General features: G+C 41.2%; 17 protein-coding genes. All 17 read right to left on the bottom strand.

Features of this window, described 5'->3' with window-relative positions:
- Positions 1–546 carry a hypothetical protein gene (locus tag CH365_RS12745; protein WP_100768938.1) on the bottom strand — a complete coding sequence of 182 codons (546 nt, stop codon included), beginning with the start codon at positions 544–546 and terminating at the stop codon, positions 1–3.
- 97 nt (positions 547–643) lie between these two features.
- Positions 644–1,408 carry a phosphate ABC transporter ATP-binding protein PstB gene (gene pstB / locus CH365_RS12740; protein WP_100768937.1) on the bottom strand — a complete coding sequence of 255 codons (765 nt, stop codon included), beginning with the start codon at positions 1,406–1,408 and terminating at the stop codon, positions 644–646.
- 34 nt (positions 1,409–1,442) lie between these two features.
- On the bottom strand, positions 1,443–2,387 hold the full coding sequence (pstA, locus tag CH365_RS12735) for a phosphate ABC transporter permease PstA (RefSeq protein WP_100768936.1): 945 nt from the start codon (positions 2,385–2,387) through the stop codon (positions 1,443–1,445).
- 23 nt (positions 2,388–2,410) lie between these two features.
- Positions 2,411–3,493 carry a phosphate ABC transporter permease subunit PstC gene (pstC, locus tag CH365_RS12730; RefSeq protein WP_100768935.1) on the bottom strand — a complete coding sequence of 361 codons (1,083 nt, stop codon included), beginning with the start codon at positions 3,491–3,493 and terminating at the stop codon, positions 2,411–2,413.
- A 61-nt stretch (positions 3,494–3,554) separates the two neighbouring features.
- Positions 3,555–4,394 carry a phosphate ABC transporter substrate-binding protein gene (locus tag CH365_RS12725; protein ID WP_100768999.1) on the bottom strand — a complete coding sequence of 280 codons (840 nt, stop codon included), beginning with the start codon at positions 4,392–4,394 and terminating at the stop codon, positions 3,555–3,557.
- A gap of 173 nt (positions 4,395–4,567) precedes the next feature.
- Positions 4,568–5,023, bottom strand: a complete 456-nt coding sequence (locus CH365_RS12720) for an LA_3150 family lipoprotein (protein WP_100768934.1) — start codon at positions 5,021–5,023, stop codon at positions 4,568–4,570.
- A 21-nt stretch (positions 5,024–5,044) separates the two neighbouring features.
- On the bottom strand, positions 5,045–6,721 hold the full coding sequence (locus tag CH365_RS12715; RefSeq protein ID WP_100768933.1) for a hypothetical protein: 1,677 nt from the start codon (positions 6,719–6,721) through the stop codon (positions 5,045–5,047).
- Positions 6,722–6,930: 209 nt separating this feature from the next.
- Positions 6,931–8,256, bottom strand: a complete 1,326-nt coding sequence (locus CH365_RS12710; protein WP_100768932.1) for a spinster family MFS transporter — start codon at positions 8,254–8,256, stop codon at positions 6,931–6,933.
- Positions 8,257–8,427: 171 nt separating this feature from the next.
- Positions 8,428–9,021 carry an energy transducer TonB gene (locus CH365_RS12705; RefSeq protein WP_100768931.1) on the bottom strand — a complete coding sequence of 198 codons (594 nt, stop codon included), beginning with the start codon at positions 9,019–9,021 and terminating at the stop codon, positions 8,428–8,430.
- Positions 9,018–9,437: an ExbD/TolR family protein gene (locus tag CH365_RS12700; protein ID WP_100768930.1), complete on the bottom strand. Its 420-nt coding sequence runs from the start codon at positions 9,435–9,437 to the stop codon at positions 9,018–9,020. Before CH365_RS12700 ends, CH365_RS12705 begins: the two co-directional genes overlap by 4 nt.
- A 3-nt stretch (positions 9,438–9,440) precedes the next feature.
- Positions 9,441–9,860: an ExbD/TolR family protein gene (locus CH365_RS12695; protein ID WP_100768929.1), complete on the bottom strand. Its 420-nt coding sequence runs from the start codon at positions 9,858–9,860 to the stop codon at positions 9,441–9,443.
- Positions 9,861–9,891: 31 nt separating this feature from the next.
- Positions 9,892–10,698, bottom strand: coding sequence for a MotA/TolQ/ExbB proton channel family protein (locus CH365_RS12690; protein ID WP_100768928.1), 807 nt, complete (start codon positions 10,696–10,698; stop codon positions 9,892–9,894).
- 219 nt (positions 10,699–10,917) lie between these two features.
- A complete protein-coding gene (locus CH365_RS12685; protein WP_100768927.1) occupies positions 10,918–13,869 on the bottom strand; it encodes a TonB-dependent receptor domain-containing protein in 2,952 nt (983 codons plus the stop codon).
- Between the two features lie 25 nt (positions 13,870–13,894).
- Positions 13,895–14,473, bottom strand: coding sequence for a hypothetical protein (locus CH365_RS12680; RefSeq protein ID WP_100768926.1), 579 nt, complete (start codon positions 14,471–14,473; stop codon positions 13,895–13,897).
- A gap of 100 nt (positions 14,474–14,573) precedes the next feature.
- A complete protein-coding gene (locus tag CH365_RS12675; protein ID WP_100768925.1) occupies positions 14,574–16,532 on the bottom strand; it encodes a hypothetical protein in 1,959 nt (652 codons plus the stop codon).
- 115 nt (positions 16,533–16,647) lie between these two features.
- Entirely contained in the window at positions 16,648–16,956 is a 309-nt protein-coding gene (locus tag CH365_RS12670; protein ID WP_100768924.1) for an LIMLP_04285 family protein, read from the bottom strand.
- A gap of 173 nt (positions 16,957–17,129) precedes the next feature.
- Positions 17,130–18,818 (bottom strand): putative bifunctional diguanylate cyclase/phosphodiesterase, encoded by a 1,689-nt coding sequence (locus CH365_RS12665; RefSeq protein WP_100768923.1) that lies wholly within the window; start codon positions 18,816–18,818, stop codon positions 17,130–17,132.
- Between the last annotated feature and the right edge of the window lie 474 nt (positions 18,819–19,292).

Below are 19,292 nucleotides of genomic sequence, written 5' to 3'. Positions count from 1 at the left end.
TTAGATGACTGGATCCCAAGCTAGGATGAGCCGATTGGTATTATATTGTAGGGTAGAGATTGCAAATCCGAAATTTTCCGGAATATCTTCGAACCCAAGATCATGTTCGAGTGCCACTCTAATGATCGCTTCGTGGTGAATAGTATGTTCTTGTAGATAAAGTAGCTCTCTTTCCCAAGAAGACATTACCACATTCTCCGACCCTAAAGAAGAATGTATCAAGTAAGAAACTTGGACCTCTCCTTCCCAATCTCTTCTTTCGAATTCTTTCTTTAATTCTAAAAGACGATCGGCAGCCGCCTGGGGAAAATTTTCATAGAGAGGATTTCTTTCTCTTTGATCATAGGAAACAAGCCCTGTATCATAACCGTTCAATACTGCTTCCGCAAATTCTAAACAATGGCGGACCTGTTTTCCTATACTTACCCCGGACAATAAATGTAGAGGACGAGTATAGTTCCTTTCGGAGATCCTAAGTAGTAATTCCGCAAATCTTGAAAATAGGATTTCGAGAGAATCGATTAAGTCTGATTTCGTCTGTCTCATTGGGGGAAACTTCGGATACGAGCGGTTTAGGTTACATTTGGGAATAAAAAATGCCTGCATTCTGGCAGGCATTTGAAAGGGAAATTTTGGATAAATATCAGCCGAATTTTCCGGAAATGTAATCTTCCGTTTCCTTTTTAGAAGGATCATGGAACATCTTTTTAGTAGTATCGAATTCCACCAAACGACCCATATAGAAGAATCCTGTATAATCGCTTACCCGAGCCGCCTGCTGCATATTATGTGTTACGATCACAATTGTATAAGAATCCTTGAATTCAGAGATGAACTCTTCCACCTTTTTAGTAGAGATAGGATCTAATGCGGAGCATGGTTCGTCCATCAAGATCACTTCAGGATTCATTGCAATTGCTCTTGCGATACATAACCTTTGTTGTTGTCCACCGGAAAGTCCAAGTGCGCTATCGTTCAATCTGTCTTTAACTTCTTTCCAAAGAGCGGACTTTCTTAAACTTTCCTCAACGATATGATCCATCTCATCCTTCGAGACTCTACCGTTCAGTTTCAAACCATAAGCGATGTTTTCATAAATGGATTTAGGAAAAGGGAAGGACTTTTGGAAAACCATTCCGACTCTTTTTCTGAGCTCCACAACGTTCATTAGAGGATCGTAAATATTAATGCCGTCAATTTCCAGCTTACCGTTCACTTTGGAGCTGTCGATCACGTCGTTCATACGATTGATGGATCTCAAAAAAGTGGACTTGCCGCAACCGGAAGGTCCTATAAACGCGGTGACCTTCTTCGCATGAATTTCTAAAGAGATATCATGTAATGCCTGATTTTCACCGTAGAAAAAATTGAAATGGCGGGATTTTATTTTTACTTTTGTATCTTTCATCTGCGATTAACTCCTCGCATCTCCAATAAAAACTTTATACATGGGCCTTGCCCCTGGATTTCCTGATTCTGTATCTTAAGAATGTAGCAAAAAAACTCATCCCGAAGGTAAGAGTTAGTAATACGACTGTGGTTGCATATTGTTTCGGCATGGCCGCGTCCACGTCAGGGGATTGGGTTGCCAATACGAACAAATGGTAGCCTAATTGCATGAACTGATCGGAAAGATGAGAAGGTAATTCCGGTAAAGAATACACCACCCCCACAAATAAGATCGGAGCCACTTCTCCGGCCCCTCTTCCGATCGCAAGGATTGCTCCAGTCAATATCCCGGTCAAAGAATTTGGCAGAATCAATTTCCAGATCGTTTGCCATTTAGTTGCGCCTAACGCGAGGCTGGATTCTCTCATTTCTCTCGGAATACTCCTCATAGTTTCTTCCACGGAGATAATGACTACGGGTAGGGTAAGAATAGCGAGTGTTGCCGCAGCCCAGATCAGAGCAGGTTTTCCCCATACTGGAGTGGTGTTATTTGCAACATAGTCCATTCCTTTCCCGATGAATTGGATAAAGAATCCAACGCCGAATAGACCGAATACGATGGAAGGAACTCCCGCTAAAGTATTGATCGCAAATCTTACGGTCATCGCAAACTTAGAATCTCTTGCAGTGTATTCGGAAAGAAAGATCCCAGTGGCTGTCCCGATCGGGATGCTGCATAATACCATTATAAAAACTAGATATACGGTTCCATAGATTGCCGGGAAAATCCCGCCTTCTAAGTTATTATTCCTGGGTGCTTCGCTTAGAAATTCCCAGTTAACTCCGGAAATTCCTTTGTAGAATATATTCCCTAACATAAGAAGGACCGCGGATAAAATAAGCCCAGTAGCAAGCATGGGAGCGCCTAAAGCTAATATGGAATAAATTTTATCTTTAAAAACTCTTCTTCTTTTAAGTCTGACTTTTTTCCATTTCAAAGAGGTTTACCAAATATAGTTCGTCAGGAGCCTTGGAACTTTTTCATAAGCCGTTTTTTAACGTACAGCTCGGTGATTGCGTTCAAGGAAAAAGTGAATAGGAACAGAAGAACTCCCAGGAAGAACAGAATATTATAATGTTCTGATCCCCAGATAACTTCTCCCATTTCTGCACCGATCGTAGCGGCGAATGTCCTACTCGGATCAAAAATACCGAAGCTCATCATAGGGGCATTACCCGTGGCCATAAGAGCGATCATCGTCTCTCCAAAGGCCCTTCCGATTCCTAAAAGGACGGCGGCAAATACACCAGGAAGTGCGGCAGGAAGCATAACTCTATAAGCGGTTTGCCATTCGGTAGCACCTAATGCCAAGGATGCCTGTCTATAAGATTGAGGCACAGTGCTTAACGCGTCTTCTGCCACAGTAAATATGATAGGCGTGACTGCGATTGCAAGGCCGATCCCTCCTGTGAGTGCGTTTAATCTGAAGTCTATATCGAAGGTTGCCTTTACTAAGGTTGCGACATCCATCAAACAGAAAAATCCGATTACTACGGAAGGGAAGTTTGCAAGCATTTCGATGGCCGGTTTTACGATCTCTCGCACTTTCGCGGGTACAAAAAACGTAATATTCAAAGCCGCTAATATAGCCAAAGGCGCTCCGAGTAGAATTGCTATGATCGTAGTCTTTGCAGTTCCTACGATTAAAGGTAGAATACCGAACTTAGGAACAGAAGATACCGGTTGCCAAACCTTACTGAAAAGATTTTCAAAAAGGGAAAGTTTTTCTGGTTCGGGAGTAGCTACGTTCAGAGTCTTATTCAATTCTAAAGTATCTCCGTCAGGATTATATTCCGTAGGAGCATCCGAACCGGAATCAGGATTGTATTCGGTTGGGGCTCCGGAGCTTTGAACAGTCGAAGTGGCTTGCGGAGAATCCGAGAAGAATAAGGAAGAAGCTTCTCTAAAGACAAAGAAAAAAATAAGAAGAATGATAAGGATGGAAGTAGCGGCAGTTCCCTTAACCAGGGTTTCCGCGAAAACGTCTATTTTTCTTCTGCTCGGATGTAAAAGATATCTCAGCAGAGGATCGAGTTTGCTCATTGAATGTTCCGAATTCTGGATTTAAGAAAGGCCCCCGTCACCGGGAGCCGATCTCACAATATTACTTTTTTTTAAGAGGGAAGTAACCTACGTCCTTCACTACTTTTTGTCCGTCTTTTCCGATCACCCAATCGATAAACTTTTTAGTTTGGTCTTTAGGCGCTTCTCTCAGATAAAAATACAGATATCTGGAAATCGGATACTTATTAGTCAAAATATTCGCTTCAGTTGGAAGTTCCGCCTTGGAGTTTGCATCAGCGGAAACCGCCAAATCTTTTACTCCGGAAGCGTAAGCTGCTCCACCGTAACCGATTCCCCATTTATCTTTGGAGATTGCGTTTACTAGGGCTGCAGTTCCTACCATATGTTGTGCAGAAGGATCAAAGTCTTGTTTTTCTAAAGCGTGCTCTTTGAAATACTCGTACGTTCCGGAGTTATTTTCACGGCTATAAAGTACGATTTTATGATCTTCTCCGCCAACTTCTTTCCAATTGGTGATCTTTCCGGTAAAAATTTTGCGGATTTCTTCCAGAGAAAGTTTTGCGACTGGATTCTTTTTGTTCACATAAAGAGAAATACCATCGATTGCAACCTTGATTTCCACACCGTTGGAATTATATTTTTCCTTTAATTGTTGGATTTCTTGAGGCTTGAGAGGGCGAGAAGCGGAGCAAATATCCGTGGTTCCGTTGATTAGAGCAGCGATCCCAGTTCCGGATCCTCCTCCAGTAACTTGGAATTGAACGGATTTATCCGGGAAGGTTTCGGTCCATTTCTGAACCAGGATAACCATCGTATCGGATCCTTTAATGGTGATTGTCTTTTTCTCTTCCCCGGATACGGAAAATGAAGAAAGAGCGAATACTAATAAGACAATAAGTCTTAAACCTATCTTTTTCATCTGTTTGATATTTCTCCTGAAATATTTTTGAATCATAAACAAGAACCGTTACGAACGGATTTCTCAAATATTACAATCCTGATACACTCTGTTCTGTTGCATAGATTTGGCATTTTAACGCATTCTATGAAAATAAACCCCTGTTACAATAAAGAACAGGGGGCTTTTTATTGTTAGTCGGTAGGAAATCCTACTGCTGCCTTAATCTTATCTCCGCAATTTCCCCCGGCTTGTCCCAGGTTTGGATCACAGGTGTAATATTTGAAATTCACCGGACTTGCGTTTGTAGGAATTCCCGAACCTAAGAAACCCAAACTACTACAAGTAGAAGTAGATAGAGCCGATTTCCTAAGTGCGGTATCTAGAGAATGTCCGAACATTACATAAAGGTAATAGTTAGTCGGGGAGATCGTAGAATTGGAAACTCCTAAGACGGTGAAATGGTCGTAACATTCTCCGGTATAGTCGGTATAATTTCCTGCTACTTCAGCTACTACTATGGATTGGTTCCCATCGTCCGGAGTTCCTGCCAATGCGCTTAATAGAGCTGAGTCATCCTTTGTGTCGGAAGAGCAAGAAATTGCCAATAATCCCAAAAGTGGGAGTATGAATTTAAGTTTAGATTTCATAAAATTTTCCTTCTCCTCTTCTTAATCTAACCTGGTATTTAATTGGTCCGGTGTGACTGTTCCGGTCCAGAAAGTCGCTTGTAGCTGGAAATATAGGGTTTGGTTGTTAATCGTTTCAGGTTCTCGAGTCACAGGATCTATCCCTAATTTAAGAACAGGGATTTGATAGAACAATTGAGCCTTGAATAAGTGTTTATCTCCAAAAAGATTTAAGCCTACCCAATAGTATTTTTTAAGATCCGTATCTTCAATTTTACCGTCACGATTGAAATCTCCTTTCAGGAAATCATATCTGAAAACAGGCATAATATAATATTTATCGAATATTTGGATATTATATCCGACTGTAGCCTGCCAGCCTGAAAGACTGTTGGAAGCTGCTCCGGTATAAGTGGTATAAGCACCGCTCAGATAGATACCATTCCAAGTCATGGTTCCATCATAGGTATAACCTCTTAGGTCCAGATTTTTTTGGCAATAACTGGTTTGGTAGCTTGGAACAGTGCAATCAGCAGTACTGTTGTCCGCAGTGGTTTGAGTGGTAAGAAGATACTGAGTTGGAGCTCCTCTCGGGATCGCGCCATCCACAGCAAGGGTAGAAGCAGGACCGGAACTGAAGCTAACGTTCTTAGTTTGCATGGTCGCAGCACCTAATGAAATTTTCAGATCTTTCTGAAAAATCTCTTCTCCTTCTTGCCAGCCTACATTGCTACCGTTTTCTTTTACGATCCCACCTAGAACGTTCCATTGAACTCTCGCAAAATATAAAGGAGAATTTAGGATAGGCTGGTTAGGTCTACCTGCAACGGTAAGATCTTGACGTCTTCCTGTTCCGTAGTCACCACCCGCTCCATGTCCATTACCTGCCATTAAATCGATTGTCAGATATTTTTCGTATTTCCCTTCAAAAAAATCTTTCAAAGGAGAAAGTCTTAAGTTTACACCCATATCGAACTGAGGATAGGCGTTGGTCATATAAGAACGTTCTAATGCAATGAAGTTTGCGGAAGACATCAGATATTCTCTGTGGAATTGAGTAGGCAATTGGCCAAAACTCAATCTCGCACCCAAGATCGGAATATTCACAAAAAGGAATGCTTCTTGGATATAACCTCTGTTTTCTTTTAGGGAAACGCTGGTCACTTCTCCGGTAGCATTTTTGCTTTGGGTGAGATAAGGAGCGTTCAACATGTTCTCGCCCCTTAAGTTTAATGCCATCCCCCACCAGGAATTACCTTGGTATTGTAATCCTAAACGAAGACGTCTGAAGTTCCAATCTACAGAATTAAAATCTTCATTGCCGTTATTATAATTCGATCCGGTTTGAGCGGAAATTCCTCTGAATTGGATCCTACCGGTGATGGTAAGTCTTTCCTTTTGAGGTTCATCCGGTCTGCTACTGAAATGGTTCGGATAAGGATTGAATTTAGGATCGTTTTTGTTGATGGCCTTATCCATCTTACTTTTAAAACGGCCTGGACCAGGTTTGGTATATAATTGTCCGTCTTGATCCTCATAAATAGTGAATTCTTCCGATTTAGGTTTTTCTACTTTAGGAGGCTCATTTGCTTGCGCAAGTTCTGCTCCTGGTGAAGTTCCCTGGGAGAAAATTGCCTGAGAATAGATGACAAGTCCTAGAATAAGAAATTTAGATTTTATCCCTTCTAAGTTCTTTCTCTTTTTAGATTTCTGCTTCATTCAGAGTTACCTTTTCGATTCGCTTCCCGGGTTTCGGCTAGAGCGAATTCTGTTTTACGTTTAGGTAACAGAATGATCTTTTTACGTTACAAAATGATTACAGTATGGCGAGGATTTGGTTACAAGCCTCCTGTGGTTTAGTTTTATGCAGAATGGGTATCATTTAAGTTACAGAAATAAGACTAAATAACCTAATCATATGATTAGGTTTATGCCTTTCCTTCTAGGCTTCTCTTCATTTCGGATGCATCTTTTGCAAAACTTTTGGAAGCCAAGAATACAAATAGGGATGTCAGTAATACGGTTACTGGGATGAGAAAAAGAGAATCATGAAGACCTATTGCTTTAAATTGTTCCGTCATCTCTGAAGCTCCTGAACGGATCATTGCAGAACGGGTCAAATAATCAGAGAACCAACCGACGACGGCAGGACCGGCTGCTCCACCTAACAAATACATCGCCGCAAAATAGATTGCCATGGCAGTAGCTCTAAGTCTTGGTTCTATCACATCCTGGATGGCAGGATAAACGCAGGTATAATAATTATAAGAGAGTAACCATCCTAAGCCAAGCAGAAGAGAGAAAAATAAAACCAATTCTTCAGACTGTAATAATGCGAAAAAGATCAGGATTCCTGATATAAGTAAATTGAATGCCCCGAAAAGAAGCCGGCCTCTTTCCGATCTTTGGTGTATCTTATCCGCGATCCAACCTCCTAGAGTTAAACCAACCAAGCCTGTGATCCCTACGATAAATCCAGTAGTGATTGCTGCCTTTACCAAAGTGAAATGATAATATCTTTGTAATAAAGAAACTAGGAAACTATTCACCGCATAAGCCGCAAAGTTGAATGTAAGACCTGATAGAATGATCCACCACATCGTGCGGATCCTTAATACTTTTTTAATGGGTTCTGTCGGTGGGACTTTAGATACTTGGATGGATTCCGCAGCTCCTCTTTCCGGTTCCCTGATAAAAAAGAAGAATATGGAAAGAAGAATGCCAGGCAATGCCGCAATAAAGAACGGAGCCCTCCAAGAACCGAAAGATTTTACCATAGCACCTACGGTAAAAAATGCTAGTACAAGTCCTAAAGGAAGGCCCAACATAAAAATACCAACTGCTCTTGCCCTTTTATGAGAAGGAAAAAGATCTCCTATAAGAGAGTTGGCTGCGGGAGCGTAACTTGCTTCTCCAATTCCCACACCCATGCGAACGGAAACGAAAGATAAATAATTCCAAGCATAACCATTAAGAGCCGTGAACGCGCTCCAAATGGCAAGTCCCCAACCTATGATCTTTTTGCGGCTCCAAGAATCTGCGAGTCTTCCCAAAGGTAAACCTGCGATGGCATAGATGACAGTGAATGCGGAACCAACTATACCTAATTGCAGATCACTCAGGTCCCATTCATGTCGTATAGGTTCAATGATGATTGCGGGAATGGTTCTATCGAAGAAGTTTAGAAGGTTTGCCAAGAATAGAAGGATCAGAATTCTCCAGGCATGTTTGGCTTGATTCGAGTTCGATTCCATTACTTTGTATCTCCCAAGGCCCGTAATTACCTTAGGCCGGGAATAAAAAGCAAATCATAAAATTATAATTCGAACGATCGTTCTGGGATAAATATATAAAAGATAACTAATAGGCAGTTGTTAGGCGAGAGTAGAACATCTTCTTCTTCCGAGAGGAAGAAGAAGATTAAATCAATATAGAGAGAAACGAACTGGAACGTAAACCTTCACAGTGATTGCTTTTCCTTCCAGCACGGAAGGAGAGTAACGTTTTTTGTAGAATGCTTGGATTGCAGATTCTTCTAATCCGTATCCTAAGGTTTTACCAATATTACGTACTCTTAAAACTTCTCCAGAGTCGGCGATAATCACTTCTAAGGTAAGAGTTCCGCCCACACCTGCAGATTGAGCATCCTTGGTATATTCAGGTTGAACGTTAGGAGAAAGATCCACCGGTGCTGTTGCTCCGGAAACAATCGCATCTTGGGCACCTGCGATCCTGGAATCCTCTTTTTTCTTGAGAGTGTCCGTAACCTCGAATTCTCCGTCGTCAGGAGCTTCCCCTACGTTAGGATCCTGGATCACAAGATTCTCCACGAAAGCAACCTCATCGATCAGCTTATCCAGATGATCATAGGTATTCGGAGGAGTGTACCAGAAAAGAAGTGCTGCGATCTGAAGAACAGCCGAAGAACCTAAGAAGGTCTCCATTCTGTAACGATCAACAAACCTGCGAAGACCGGAACGTTTTTTGGAAGAAGGAGGAGGTGAAACAACTTGGTTCATTTTAATCCTCCTCCTTGCGTAGTCTTAGTGACCAAAGAAACTTTTAGGGCTCCGGCTTCTTTCAAAAGTTCGAACACATTGTCTAGGTTCGCATAATCCAATTCTTTGTCTGCATGGATCAGGACTTTTAAATCCGGAGTGGTAGCAAGTTTCGCTCTCACATTATTAATCGCTTCGTTCAAAGGCATCTTTACTTGGTTGAAGTAGATAGATTTGTCTTTGTCGGCGCTTAAGTATAAGTTTGCAATTTTCTTATTTAGTTGTTCTCCACCCGGGACATCGGGAAGAGCGATGGGAAGATCGGGATCCGTATCCAGGACCGAAGTCACCATAAAGAATACCAAAAGAAGAAAGGCGATATCCGCTATTGAGCTGACCGGAATAGAAGGTGGAGCTTTTTTCTTTTTAAGTGCCATATCTTATTTTAATCTTTTTACGGAGACTTGTTTAAAACCTCTTAACTGCACAGCAGAAAGAGCATCTAACATATTTCCGTACTTCGTTTCGCCGGTCGTTTTGATCAGAGCGACTTTTTCCTCGAGGTTCGGGATCTCCAGATCGTTCAGATCTTTTCTGAATTCTGCCAGATCCTTGTAATCACGAGTGCCGAGGACTTTATTCCTCATCTTGATCGTTTCGCCAGCCACCAATATCTCGTAGATATTCTCGCGTAAAACTAAGGTAGGATTGGAGTTTTTGCGGGGAAGTTGGATATTTAAACCTTCTTTCACGAAAAACACCGCGGTCACCATAAAGAATACGAGAAGAAGAAACGCTATATCGGACATGGAAGAGGCTGAAATTTCTTCCAAACCTCTTTTTTTCTTAAGCTGAATCATATTCTTATCCTAATAAATGGAAGAACTAAGCTTAAGCTCTTGCGTTACGTTTCAGGAATTCTTTATAAATTCTGTTTGCAGCTTCTTCCACTTCGGAAGTAAATCCGTCAATTCTGGAAGTCAGATATTGGTGGAAAGTCATTGCAGGAATTGCGATGATCAAGCCCGCCGCAGTTGTGATAAGTGCTTCCTTAATACCACCTGCTACCACTTTTGCGTTCACTTGATCCGCATTTGCGATCGCATCGAATGCATTAATCATACCGGAAACAGTTCCCAAGAACCCGATCAACGGAGCGATAGTCGAAACAGCCGCTAAGATTACGAGACCTCTTTCAAGAACCACGATCACTTCCGCAGCCTCTCTCTCGATTCCTTTCGCAAAAATTTCAGCGTTCCCAGCTGAAACATCGATTCCATTCTTCAAAATATCGGAAATTTTATAAGAAGGATTTGCTTCGATGAATTCTTTTGCTCCATCAAAACCTTTTTCATCTACCTTCTCCCCTAAATCGATATTAAATCCTTTAGGAAGAAGTTTGGAAGTAGTAAGGAAGTAGATCCTTTCGAAAATAATCGCAAGAGCGATTATAGAAGAAAGAGCCAATGGATACATGGTCCATCCACCCTTATTGAATAGGTCCACAAATCCCCAGGTTCCGCTTTTTTCAACCGGAGCTGGTTGTTCTGCAGGCGCAGTAGTTTGTTCGGTTTTATTTGCGTCGGTAGGCGCAGCATCTTGAGAAAAAGTAGGTAAAGTTGCAGTTAGAACAAATCCTCCTACAAGTGCAATGGCGATCCATTGGCGTAGAGAGAGATTAGTATATCGATTATGCATAGCTTTCGAAAGCTCCATAAGAAGTAATGAGACATTTTTACGTGATTTGAGTTACATATTTATTACGAAGTGGTTACGGGTTGGTTAGTTTGGGGAGGCGAAGTAGAGGAGTGGATGGTGTAAAGTGAAGGGTTGATGCGGGATTGTAATAGTGGGGAATAAAAAAGCTCCCCATAACTTTTATAGTTATAAGGAGCTTTCATTAAAGAAGCTTTATATTTACAGCTTATATGTAGCTTGGAAAGAGTAACTCACCCCGGTCCTATAAGAAAGGAATAGCTCCTTCTCTCCAGTCAGCTCGTTTTTCTGATACACTCTATAACGGGTATCGAAAATATTCTGAGCAGAAACTTTGAATTCGAGATGGTCTCCCCGTTTTGTTGTGAAAACTACGTCAGTTAAACCAACAGCTCTTTCGTAAGCATCCGGTAGCCCGTTTGCTCCTACTGAATAGAGTCTATCTCCAAAGTAGTTATAGTAAAAACCTAAGTTATGCCTCTTCTTTTCATCCAAATGGAAATCCAATTTGATGTTAAATACAAATGGGGATTGCCCTTGTAATGGACGAGATAGATTTGTAGGGTTATAGGCTGCCGCCTTTGATAATGGATCCAATACCCCCATTTTCGCAGCGATATATTGTTCCCAAGGAATCACGTCTACTCTTGATTGAATAAAGAACATATTCGTTTCAAAACGAATACGGTCGGTTATTTCTTTTCTAAAGTCGAGTTCTACACCTCGGATTGTTCCTTGTTCCGCGTTTACATAGGTAAATCGTTGACTGATACTTCCTGCAACAGGTTGTCCAATCATCTCGATCGGACTGGATATCTGTTTGAAGAAGGCCCCAATCCCTATATAATCAGATGAACTTAAATAATATTCATAACGAACATCATAATTGTGAATATAAGATCTTCTCAAATCTGAATTACCGAAAACACGGTTTGCTCCGAAGTACGGAGTGAATCCGAAAGGAGACAATTCACGCAAATCTGGACGTGTTAACGTCTGGGTTGCTGCAACTCTAAGTATTTGGTTATCTTTAAATTCCCAGTTTAGATTGAAGGAAGGTAAAGTATCTTTCGTTCTTAATTCACCTATACCGTTATTTGTCGGATCGCAGGCGTTGTTTTTTACTAAAGCTAAACGTACGTCTTCGCTTCGAACACCACATCCATAATCAAGTGTGAATAGCGGATTATTCACATCTCTTGTTACGAAAGTTCTTACCTTTTGATAACTATCTTCGTAACGAGCTCCGAATAGAACTTTCAATTTAGGAAGTATTGGTAGTTCAACTTGCGAATAGTAAGCTTGCAATCTTTGGAATGCGTCGTAAGCATTTGATTCTACCTGTCTTTCCGAGAAGGTATATGTGTTCTGTTGAAAGAGAAGTGGATTTGAATAAATTTCACCCGGAACCGGATAATATTCCAAAGCAGGAATCGGGAAATTGGTCTTTTGGCCATATTCATGAAACCTAAAGTTCTTTTCCCTATCTAGGGTGTAACTTCCGAGTTTGAAAGTAGATTTTAAACCACTCCATTGGTCGAAGGGAATTTCATAATTAAATTTAGCGGTGCGGCTATTATCAACAGAGTCGGAAAAGAACCTGGAAGCATCTGGGTTGTTTCCTAAACGAGTATAGTTCAGTGGATTCGGATCTGAAAAAGATTTTCGCCAAACCTGTTGTTGCAGGTCAGGTTGTTCTCTTACAGCTTGAGCAAAATTTATTCTCCAATCGAATTTGTGGGCTCTATCTCCGAACCAATTTAAAGCATGGTCTCCACCAAAGGTATTGTGAAAAACACGACTACTAGTGTATTGTGTGGTCAAAGATTTAAAATCAGCCGAGTTGATATTATCCTGACCGACAGAGTCCCTAACAACACTTTCTCCTTGTTGAGAGAATAGTGTTTTCATAAAAATCTGTTGGCCTTTGGTAATTTCATAAGCCAAGTTCAGGTTGTTTCCCCAGTTTCTTTCTTCGATATAAAGATCCGCGTCCTGCTTTTGTTGTTGGATCAACCTAGTCCCTGCAGGGGTAAGTTCGGAAATCTGGCTTGCTTGGTAGGTCCTTGAACTTTCTTCTCTGAATCTATAGTTTCTATTATAAGTAGTTCCTACTAAAATTCCTAGCCTTGAAGTGCTGCCAATTTTAAATGTATCTCCATAATTTAAGGAGAAATTCTTATCGAAAGGTGCAGGGCCTGAGTTAGGAGTCCATTTCTGATTGAATAAAACCGGACCAGTTTGAGTTACTTCTGGAGGAATTCCTCCGAATATACTTCCAGGCTCGAATACCAAACCTTTATTTCCTGAGTCTGCTAATGGATTAGTTTGGTTGGAATTGACCCCTCCTAACATATTTCCTTGATTCATGTTCAAGAATTTATGCCCGGTAGTATTATAGTTTCCACCTGCTCCGACAGAGACACTTAATTGTTTCTCCTCCGGATATTCCTGGGTTTCAATTTTTACTAATCCCCCCGAGAATTCCGCAGGAAGTTCTGGTATGAAGGTTTTGATAATTCTGACGTTCTTTAGAACTCCAGAAGGAAAGATATCCAGAGCAACAACCCTTTTGTCCGGTTCTGTAGAAGGCACTAAAGTATCATTCAATTCCGTATTAGAATAACGTTCTCCTAAACCTCTTACGAATACGAATTTACCGCCGACTAAAGTGATACCAGTAACTCTTCGAACTACTTCGCCTGCAGAAGAGTCGGGGCTCTTTTTAATGGCTTCTTTTGAAATTCCGTCCGAAACCGCCGAAGATTTTTTCTGCAAAGCGAGTAGGGCAGCTTCTGCATCGTTCAAAGCTCGTCCTTTAACATCAACAGTTTCTAATGTTTGTAGTCCGAAGGTGATATTTACGACTTGAGGCTTTCCTGCCGTAACATTGACCGATCTTTTTTGAGGAGAATATCCTAACATTTGGAATTCAACTTCGTGAGTTCCAATTGGAAGTTCTAAGTCATAAGCTCCGTCAAAATCCGTTTTAGCGAATTTTTTTATGGAACGAACCACAATGGTTGCACCGAATACGGCTTCTCCATTGTCTCCATCTACGATTTTACCCCGGATTTTTCCTACCCCTTGCCCCCAAGTTGGAACTGAAACAAGAGTGATCAGAAAAAGTGTTAGTATTTTTTTAAGTTTCATAAGCTGATTCTTTTCTTTTAATTAATTAAGCACCGATAACGCAGAGTTTGAATTTGCCTTTATGTTCGATCACAAGGCGAATCTGTTCCAATGAAATGGATTTTGTTCCTACTTTAATGATTAAAGTCCCAACTCGATGACCTTTCAGGGAATTGAGTATCCGGACATCATCTCTCCAAGTTAGAGTTTGAACTTGGATTTTACCTTTTGGAGCACCTTTCAATTCATTCTGCAACTTTTCCAAAGCTACAGTTCTGCGGAGATTGGTGATCTCCCAAGCTTGTTCCAAAGGCATATTTGTTGTAAGAGTTCCCTCTTCTAATGTATTGGGCAGGAAAACGTCTATGTATTCTTCTTTAGAGCATAAGAATTTATTTGGTTCTCCCTTGCTCACAGAATTCAGATAATTTAATATTGCTTGATCTCTCGTATCGCTTGTCTCGGAGATCTCATATCTATCTTTGATATGTGCTTTTAAATATTCACGAGCTTCTTCAATTTTTTTGTCATAGTTCGGATCTCCTCCTTGTTCCTGCTTTTTACAAGCAGAGGTCGAAGATATAAGTAGGACCGATATAAACAAAAACTTATATATATGATTCATGTAGGTCGTTTCCGGAAAAATTTTATCTATCTATATGTATCTATAAAAAGGACCTTCGATTTCTCGAAGGTCCTTTATCATTTTCAATTTTAAGAGTATCTTATCTAGATCTCCATACAGTCCAGCCATTCGGCCAGTTCACTGGAACGGATACAGAGTCAACTGTCTCACTTAAGTTCAATGGAACTCCGCCAGTGTTACCACTAGATACGGAACCCAATGTTCTTAGATCTGGTTTTGTTCCGAATCCGCAACTAACTGCGTCTTGAACGGAGCCAATATCAGTTACAGGGATTGCAGCAAGAGATGCAGTTCCATTGATCGTCATTTTACCGCCAGCAGCGCTTGCAGCTAATGAATCCGGAGCACTGTCAGAAATTACGGTAACAACACTAATAGTGTCTGAGAAACCAGAAGCTTCTCCTCCATTTATTCTAGTCGCAAATCCGTAGATTAAACCTTCGGTAAATGTTCCTAATAGGCCTTCTCTTGCTCTCATTCCTGCTCCACCGCTGATCCCTAAGCCTAAAGTAGTGAAGTTCGCTACTGTTGGGTTAGAACAATCTGTAGTTGCAGGGTTTTGAGAATTCGTACAAGTGCTTGAATGTCTTCCGTCCATTTCAAATCCGTGAGGATCTGTGGAAGCGGAACCACCGCAAGCCTTAGGATATTTTATAGAAACAAGATATTGTAAGTTTCCTGAGAAACCTTCATCCATATCGAAGTCATCATCCATAGAACCTGAACCGATAATGAATTTGATATCGCCAGTGCTTGGAGCTTTTCCACCACCCCACCATTCGAAGGAGTCATCCAATCCTCTATGAGCTTGAACGAATCTATAATCCATAGAATTTACCGCATATTGAGAGAGAGAGTTTAACTCGTCTCCAGGTGCCACCTCGTTCCCTGCAAATTCTACGATAGTATATCTAAGTTTTACAGTCATAGAGTTCGCGCCAGGGTAAACTTGAGGAGTGGTTCCTTCTGTGGTAGAAGTACGGGTTGCGTTACCGTTTCCGATGAATACGATTCCACCCCAGTCTCCAGGGAATCTGGATCCGTGTTTTTGAGCAGAAGTGAAACATACAGGCTCAGCAGCGGTTCCTTGTGTTTCTAGTTCCCCACCTTTGAAGAATAAGGAAGAACCTCTTTCTCCGTAGATTACTGAACCTTTTGGAACGGTGATCTTCTTGTTATTCACAAAAACCGTTCCTCTTAAGAGGGTGTACTTTCCGAGAGTGATATTGCTATTGATGTTTCCTTGCAGGATTGCAGGAGTTCCAATCGAATCACAAACGTTTTCACCAACAGTTGCGTTCGGGTTGGAATAAACACCAGTAACAGTTACAACCGAGAACGGAACAGCAGTTTGTCCGTTTGCAGCAACTAAATGTACTCCGGATTCATTCGCAATCGTAACCGTTCCCGCTGCACTTGGATTAGCAGGATCAATATTAAATACGAAATCAAAAGTTCCGAGTGGAACAGTGTAATTTGCAGGGTTATCTAAAATTGCATTATACTCAGCAATTCTGGTAGTAGAAGCCGCAACGCCGCTATCGAACAGACCACAACGACCGGAAGTTGGATCAGATGACCATGCACCTGCACCGGTTCCCGTTCTGGATTTATCCAATTCTTCACAAGTAAGTTCGCGTAAAGTATAAACAGTTGCAGATACTGTTGCAGTAGCAGATGGAACGTTTAAAACGAAACCAAAGTCTCCGTTATCCGCTGGAGCAGCAGCTCCTGCGCCAGACGCAGTAGTGGTAAAGTCTTTTGAGCTACTTGCTCTAACGAGAACAACTTCTCTACGAGTTTCTGGGGTCGTAGCAGTTGCAGCAGTTCCTGTAGAAAGTGCAACATCACTTCCTGAATTTCCTTTTCTAACTTTTACAGCGATAGAAGCTTTAGCGTAAACGGTCTCTCCCCCGCCTATGCCAGCTAAAGCAAGCGCTGCGTTACTGCCGCCCCCGCCGGAATCACAGCCTACAAGAGCAGCAGCAACTGCAAGAGTGCTTACCACTAACGAGACTTTTTTATTTAACGATTTCATGGATCGAATTTCTCCTATTCATTCTGAAAAGAGGCCGAAATCCGATCGACCTCGAGGATTATGTTAGATAAAATACTTTACGACTTGATTACGTACCTGTTAAGGTTTTGGTTCTTTAGGGTAAAAGTAGTATTACCAAAAAGATCCCGCCGAAAATTGCATAATCAGTGTATCTTTCTTTATCAGGATAACTTTCCTGTTCCTTTTGCTTCCACTCAACTGGTTTGGCTTCTACAGTAACGGACGTTCTGTCAAAACCTCTACGGGAGCCGTCTTCGAACTCAACAATCACACCTTGTTCTGTCTGAGTGGTTTTTACGTTCTCGATTACTTCTTTTGTTTTTGTGTTCGTGACTGTGTCTGCAGAAAGAGTTCCAAAACATATTAGAAAAATTGAAATTGTAATAATAGTTCTCGTAATCATAATGTAATACTTCCGATTCTCTGTATCCTCCTTATGGAAAGTATGGATACTCACGCAATTCGATTAAGCGAAGAACTGTTACAAACAGATTAAATGTAATAAAAGAAAAGGTTGGAGAGAGGGAAGACTAATCGATTCGGACTAGTCGAGAGATTGTATTAAAGAAAATAGGTTTAGGTCTGGACGAACTTCTCTAATTCATCTAAAAGAATAGGTTTACTAAGGAAATATCCTTGTGCTTCGTCGCAACCTAGGTCCTTGATCTTTCTCATTTGGATTTCGGTTTCTACACCTTCTGCGGTTATCCTTAAGCCTAAACTTTTTCCTAACGCAACAATCGTTTTGGAAATTGCTAAGGAATTCGGATCCGTTAGAATTTTACGGACAAAGGATTGGTCCACTTTTAAGGTTTTGAGCGGGATTTTACTCAAATAGGAAAGACTGGAATATCCGGTTCCGAAATCGTCCAAAGCAAGGGAAATTCCCCAAGAATGCAGTTCTCCCAGTATTTCCAGTGCAGAATGAGTATTGGTAATCAGACTGGATTCGGTGATTTCAAGCTCCAAATCTTCCACATTCAGAGAATTCCTTTCTAATATATCTAGGACTTTTTTCGTGATATTCTTATCTTCCAATTGTTTTACGGATAAATTCACCGAGATACGAATTGGAGGAAGTCCTCTTTTTTTCCAATTTCCTAAATCCTCCATGGATTTAGCAAGGACCCATTCTCCCATTTCGCCGATGATTCCACTTTCTTCTGCGATCGGTATAAAGATAGTAGGGGAGATGATACCATATTCAGGATGATTCCATCTAAGTAAGGCTTCTGCAGAGATCTTTTTGCCGGTTTGCACTTCAATTCTCGGTTGGTATTGGAGAAAAAGTTGGTTTTTAGAAATTGCAAGTTTTAGATCTTTTTCGAGAAGATACTTCTCCTTCATTCTTTCTTTCCATTCGGAAGAATAGGTTTGTATCTTAGAAGTCCCGGAAAGTTTTGCCTGACTTAATGCGGTTTCCGATTTCCATAAAAGTTGATCGGACGATTTCCCATCATAAGGAAAAACTGAAATTCCAATTTGTATTTCCGAAGAGATCTGTTGGTCCACTACGCTTAAAGGAGATGATATACTATTCTGGATCTTTCCCGCCCAGATCTCCGAATCAGTTTCTAAAATTTGAGAAGAAGATGGCAAAGGAAAGAAGGAAAATTCTCCATCTCCTGTCCTCGCAAGAACAGTTTCAGGTCCGAGTATGGTCTCCAATTTTTGTACCAATGCTCTCAAATAAAGATCTCCCATATGGACGCCAAAATTGGATCGGATCTGTTTTAAGTGAGTCGCCTCTAGAGAAAGAATAGGAAAACTTAATATTTCTTCTCTCATGGAAAGTTCATGTAGAGAACTCGTTAATCTTTCTAGGAATAGATCCCGATTCGGCAATCCGGAAAGCCCATCATAGTTTGCCATATAATGGATGAGCTCATCCAACTTACGCACGGTGGTGACGGTATCCGCCATTAAAGAACCGGCTTCGTCCTGGAATATAGTGGGCAGATTTGGGATCTCTCTTTCACTGAGGTATCTATTCAGAGATTTAGAAGTGAGCATCACCGGAGCTAAAAGTCTATGTAAGGCAAGAAGAGTTGCTGCAGTTCCGGCAAGAGTTGCCACAAGAGCGATTCCCAAAATTCTAAGGGCAGTTGGGACATCTTGGACCGTGGATAATACGAAAAATAATAAAAGTGTGATCAGTGGAACATGAGTTCCGAGAAATGCCACCAGCATAATTTTACTGGAATAAGTTCTAAGAATTCGGATACGACTGAGATAGGAATAAAAATTTAATCCGTTAAGACTCATTAAAGTTTTCCTTGGGATAGGAACGTTATACGTTTTCGCGTGGTTGGGTTTTTCGTCTTAAGGAAGGGAAAATATTTCTTCTTATAACCATGCTTTTGAAGAGGGCTTCCTAAACAAGGACAAAAATCAGAGGCCATAGTCCGAAGTATTTAGTTGATAATTTATTTTCTAAATATAGGGCCTCCAACATTCATTTACATGCGATACGTTCTCCGTTGTAACTCCTACAAATTTTATAAAAATACACGGCAGAACCTCAGTGAACTCTGCATTCTCCATACGAGTCGAAAACCTCGCCTCTGGTTTTTTTTGCGGCAGGGATACGAAGGGGAAGTCCGACCGCAGCGTCTTAATAACGGCCTTTGGTCGCCGGCGATACGGTTCGCTGCGGACGGACCGAAGCGATAGCGAAGCCCGTAGTAGCCCGGTCCGAGCGTTAGCAAGGAGCCGCCCGGATCTTTCTCAATTTGTCAA

The sequence above is a fragment of the Leptospira neocaledonica genome (genome assembly GCF_002812205.1).
GTDB classification, from domain to species: Bacteria; Spirochaetota; Leptospiria; order Leptospirales; family Leptospiraceae; genus Leptospira_B; species Leptospira_B neocaledonica.
This window is presented reverse-complemented; position numbering and strand designations above follow the sequence as displayed.

Coding starts and splice junctions, on each gene's coding strand:
- CH365_RS12670 (WP_100768924.1), bottom strand. CDS start 16,956: ATGATTACGAGAACTATTATTACAATTTCAATTTTTCTAATATGTTTT.
- CH365_RS12720 (WP_100768934.1), bottom strand. CDS start 5,023: ATGAAATCTAAACTTAAATTCATACTCCCACTTTTGGGATTATTGGCA.
- CH365_RS12695 (WP_100768929.1), bottom strand. CDS start 9,860: ATGATTCAGCTTAAGAAAAAAAGAGGTTTGGAAGAAATTTCAGCCTCT.
- CH365_RS12700 (WP_100768930.1), bottom strand. CDS start 9,437: ATGGCACTTAAAAAGAAAAAAGCTCCACCTTCTATTCCGGTCAGCTCA.
- CH365_RS12665 (WP_100768923.1), bottom strand. CDS start 18,818: ATGAGTCTTAACGGATTAAATTTTTATTCCTATCTCAGTCGTATCCGA.
- CH365_RS12725 (WP_100768999.1), bottom strand. CDS start 4,394: ATGAAAAAGATAGGTTTAAGACTTATTGTCTTATTAGTATTCGCTCTT.
- CH365_RS12685 (WP_100768927.1), bottom strand. CDS start 13,869: ATGAAACTTAAAAAAATACTAACACTTTTTCTGATCACTCTTGTTTCA.
- pstC (WP_100768935.1), bottom strand. CDS start 3,493: ATGAGCAAACTCGATCCTCTGCTGAGATATCTTTTACATCCGAGCAGA.
- pstB (WP_100768937.1), bottom strand. CDS start 1,408: ATGAAAGATACAAAAGTAAAAATAAAATCCCGCCATTTCAATTTTTTC.
- CH365_RS12745 (WP_100768938.1), bottom strand. CDS start 546: ATGAGACAGACGAAATCAGACTTAATCGATTCTCTCGAAATCCTATTT.
- CH365_RS12705 (WP_100768931.1), bottom strand. CDS start 9,021: ATGAACCAAGTTGTTTCACCTCCTCCTTCTTCCAAAAAACGTTCCGGT.
- CH365_RS12680 (WP_100768926.1), bottom strand. CDS start 14,473: ATGAATCATATATATAAGTTTTTGTTTATATCGGTCCTACTTATATCT.
- CH365_RS12710 (WP_100768932.1), bottom strand. CDS start 8,256: ATGGAATCGAACTCGAATCAAGCCAAACATGCCTGGAGAATTCTGATC.
- CH365_RS12690 (WP_100768928.1), bottom strand. CDS start 10,698: ATGCATAATCGATATACTAATCTCTCTCTACGCCAATGGATCGCCATT.
- CH365_RS12675 (WP_100768925.1), bottom strand. CDS start 16,532: ATGAAATCGTTAAATAAAAAAGTCTCGTTAGTGGTAAGCACTCTTGCA.
- CH365_RS12715 (WP_100768933.1), bottom strand. CDS start 6,721: ATGAAGCAGAAATCTAAAAAGAGAAAGAACTTAGAAGGGATAAAATCT.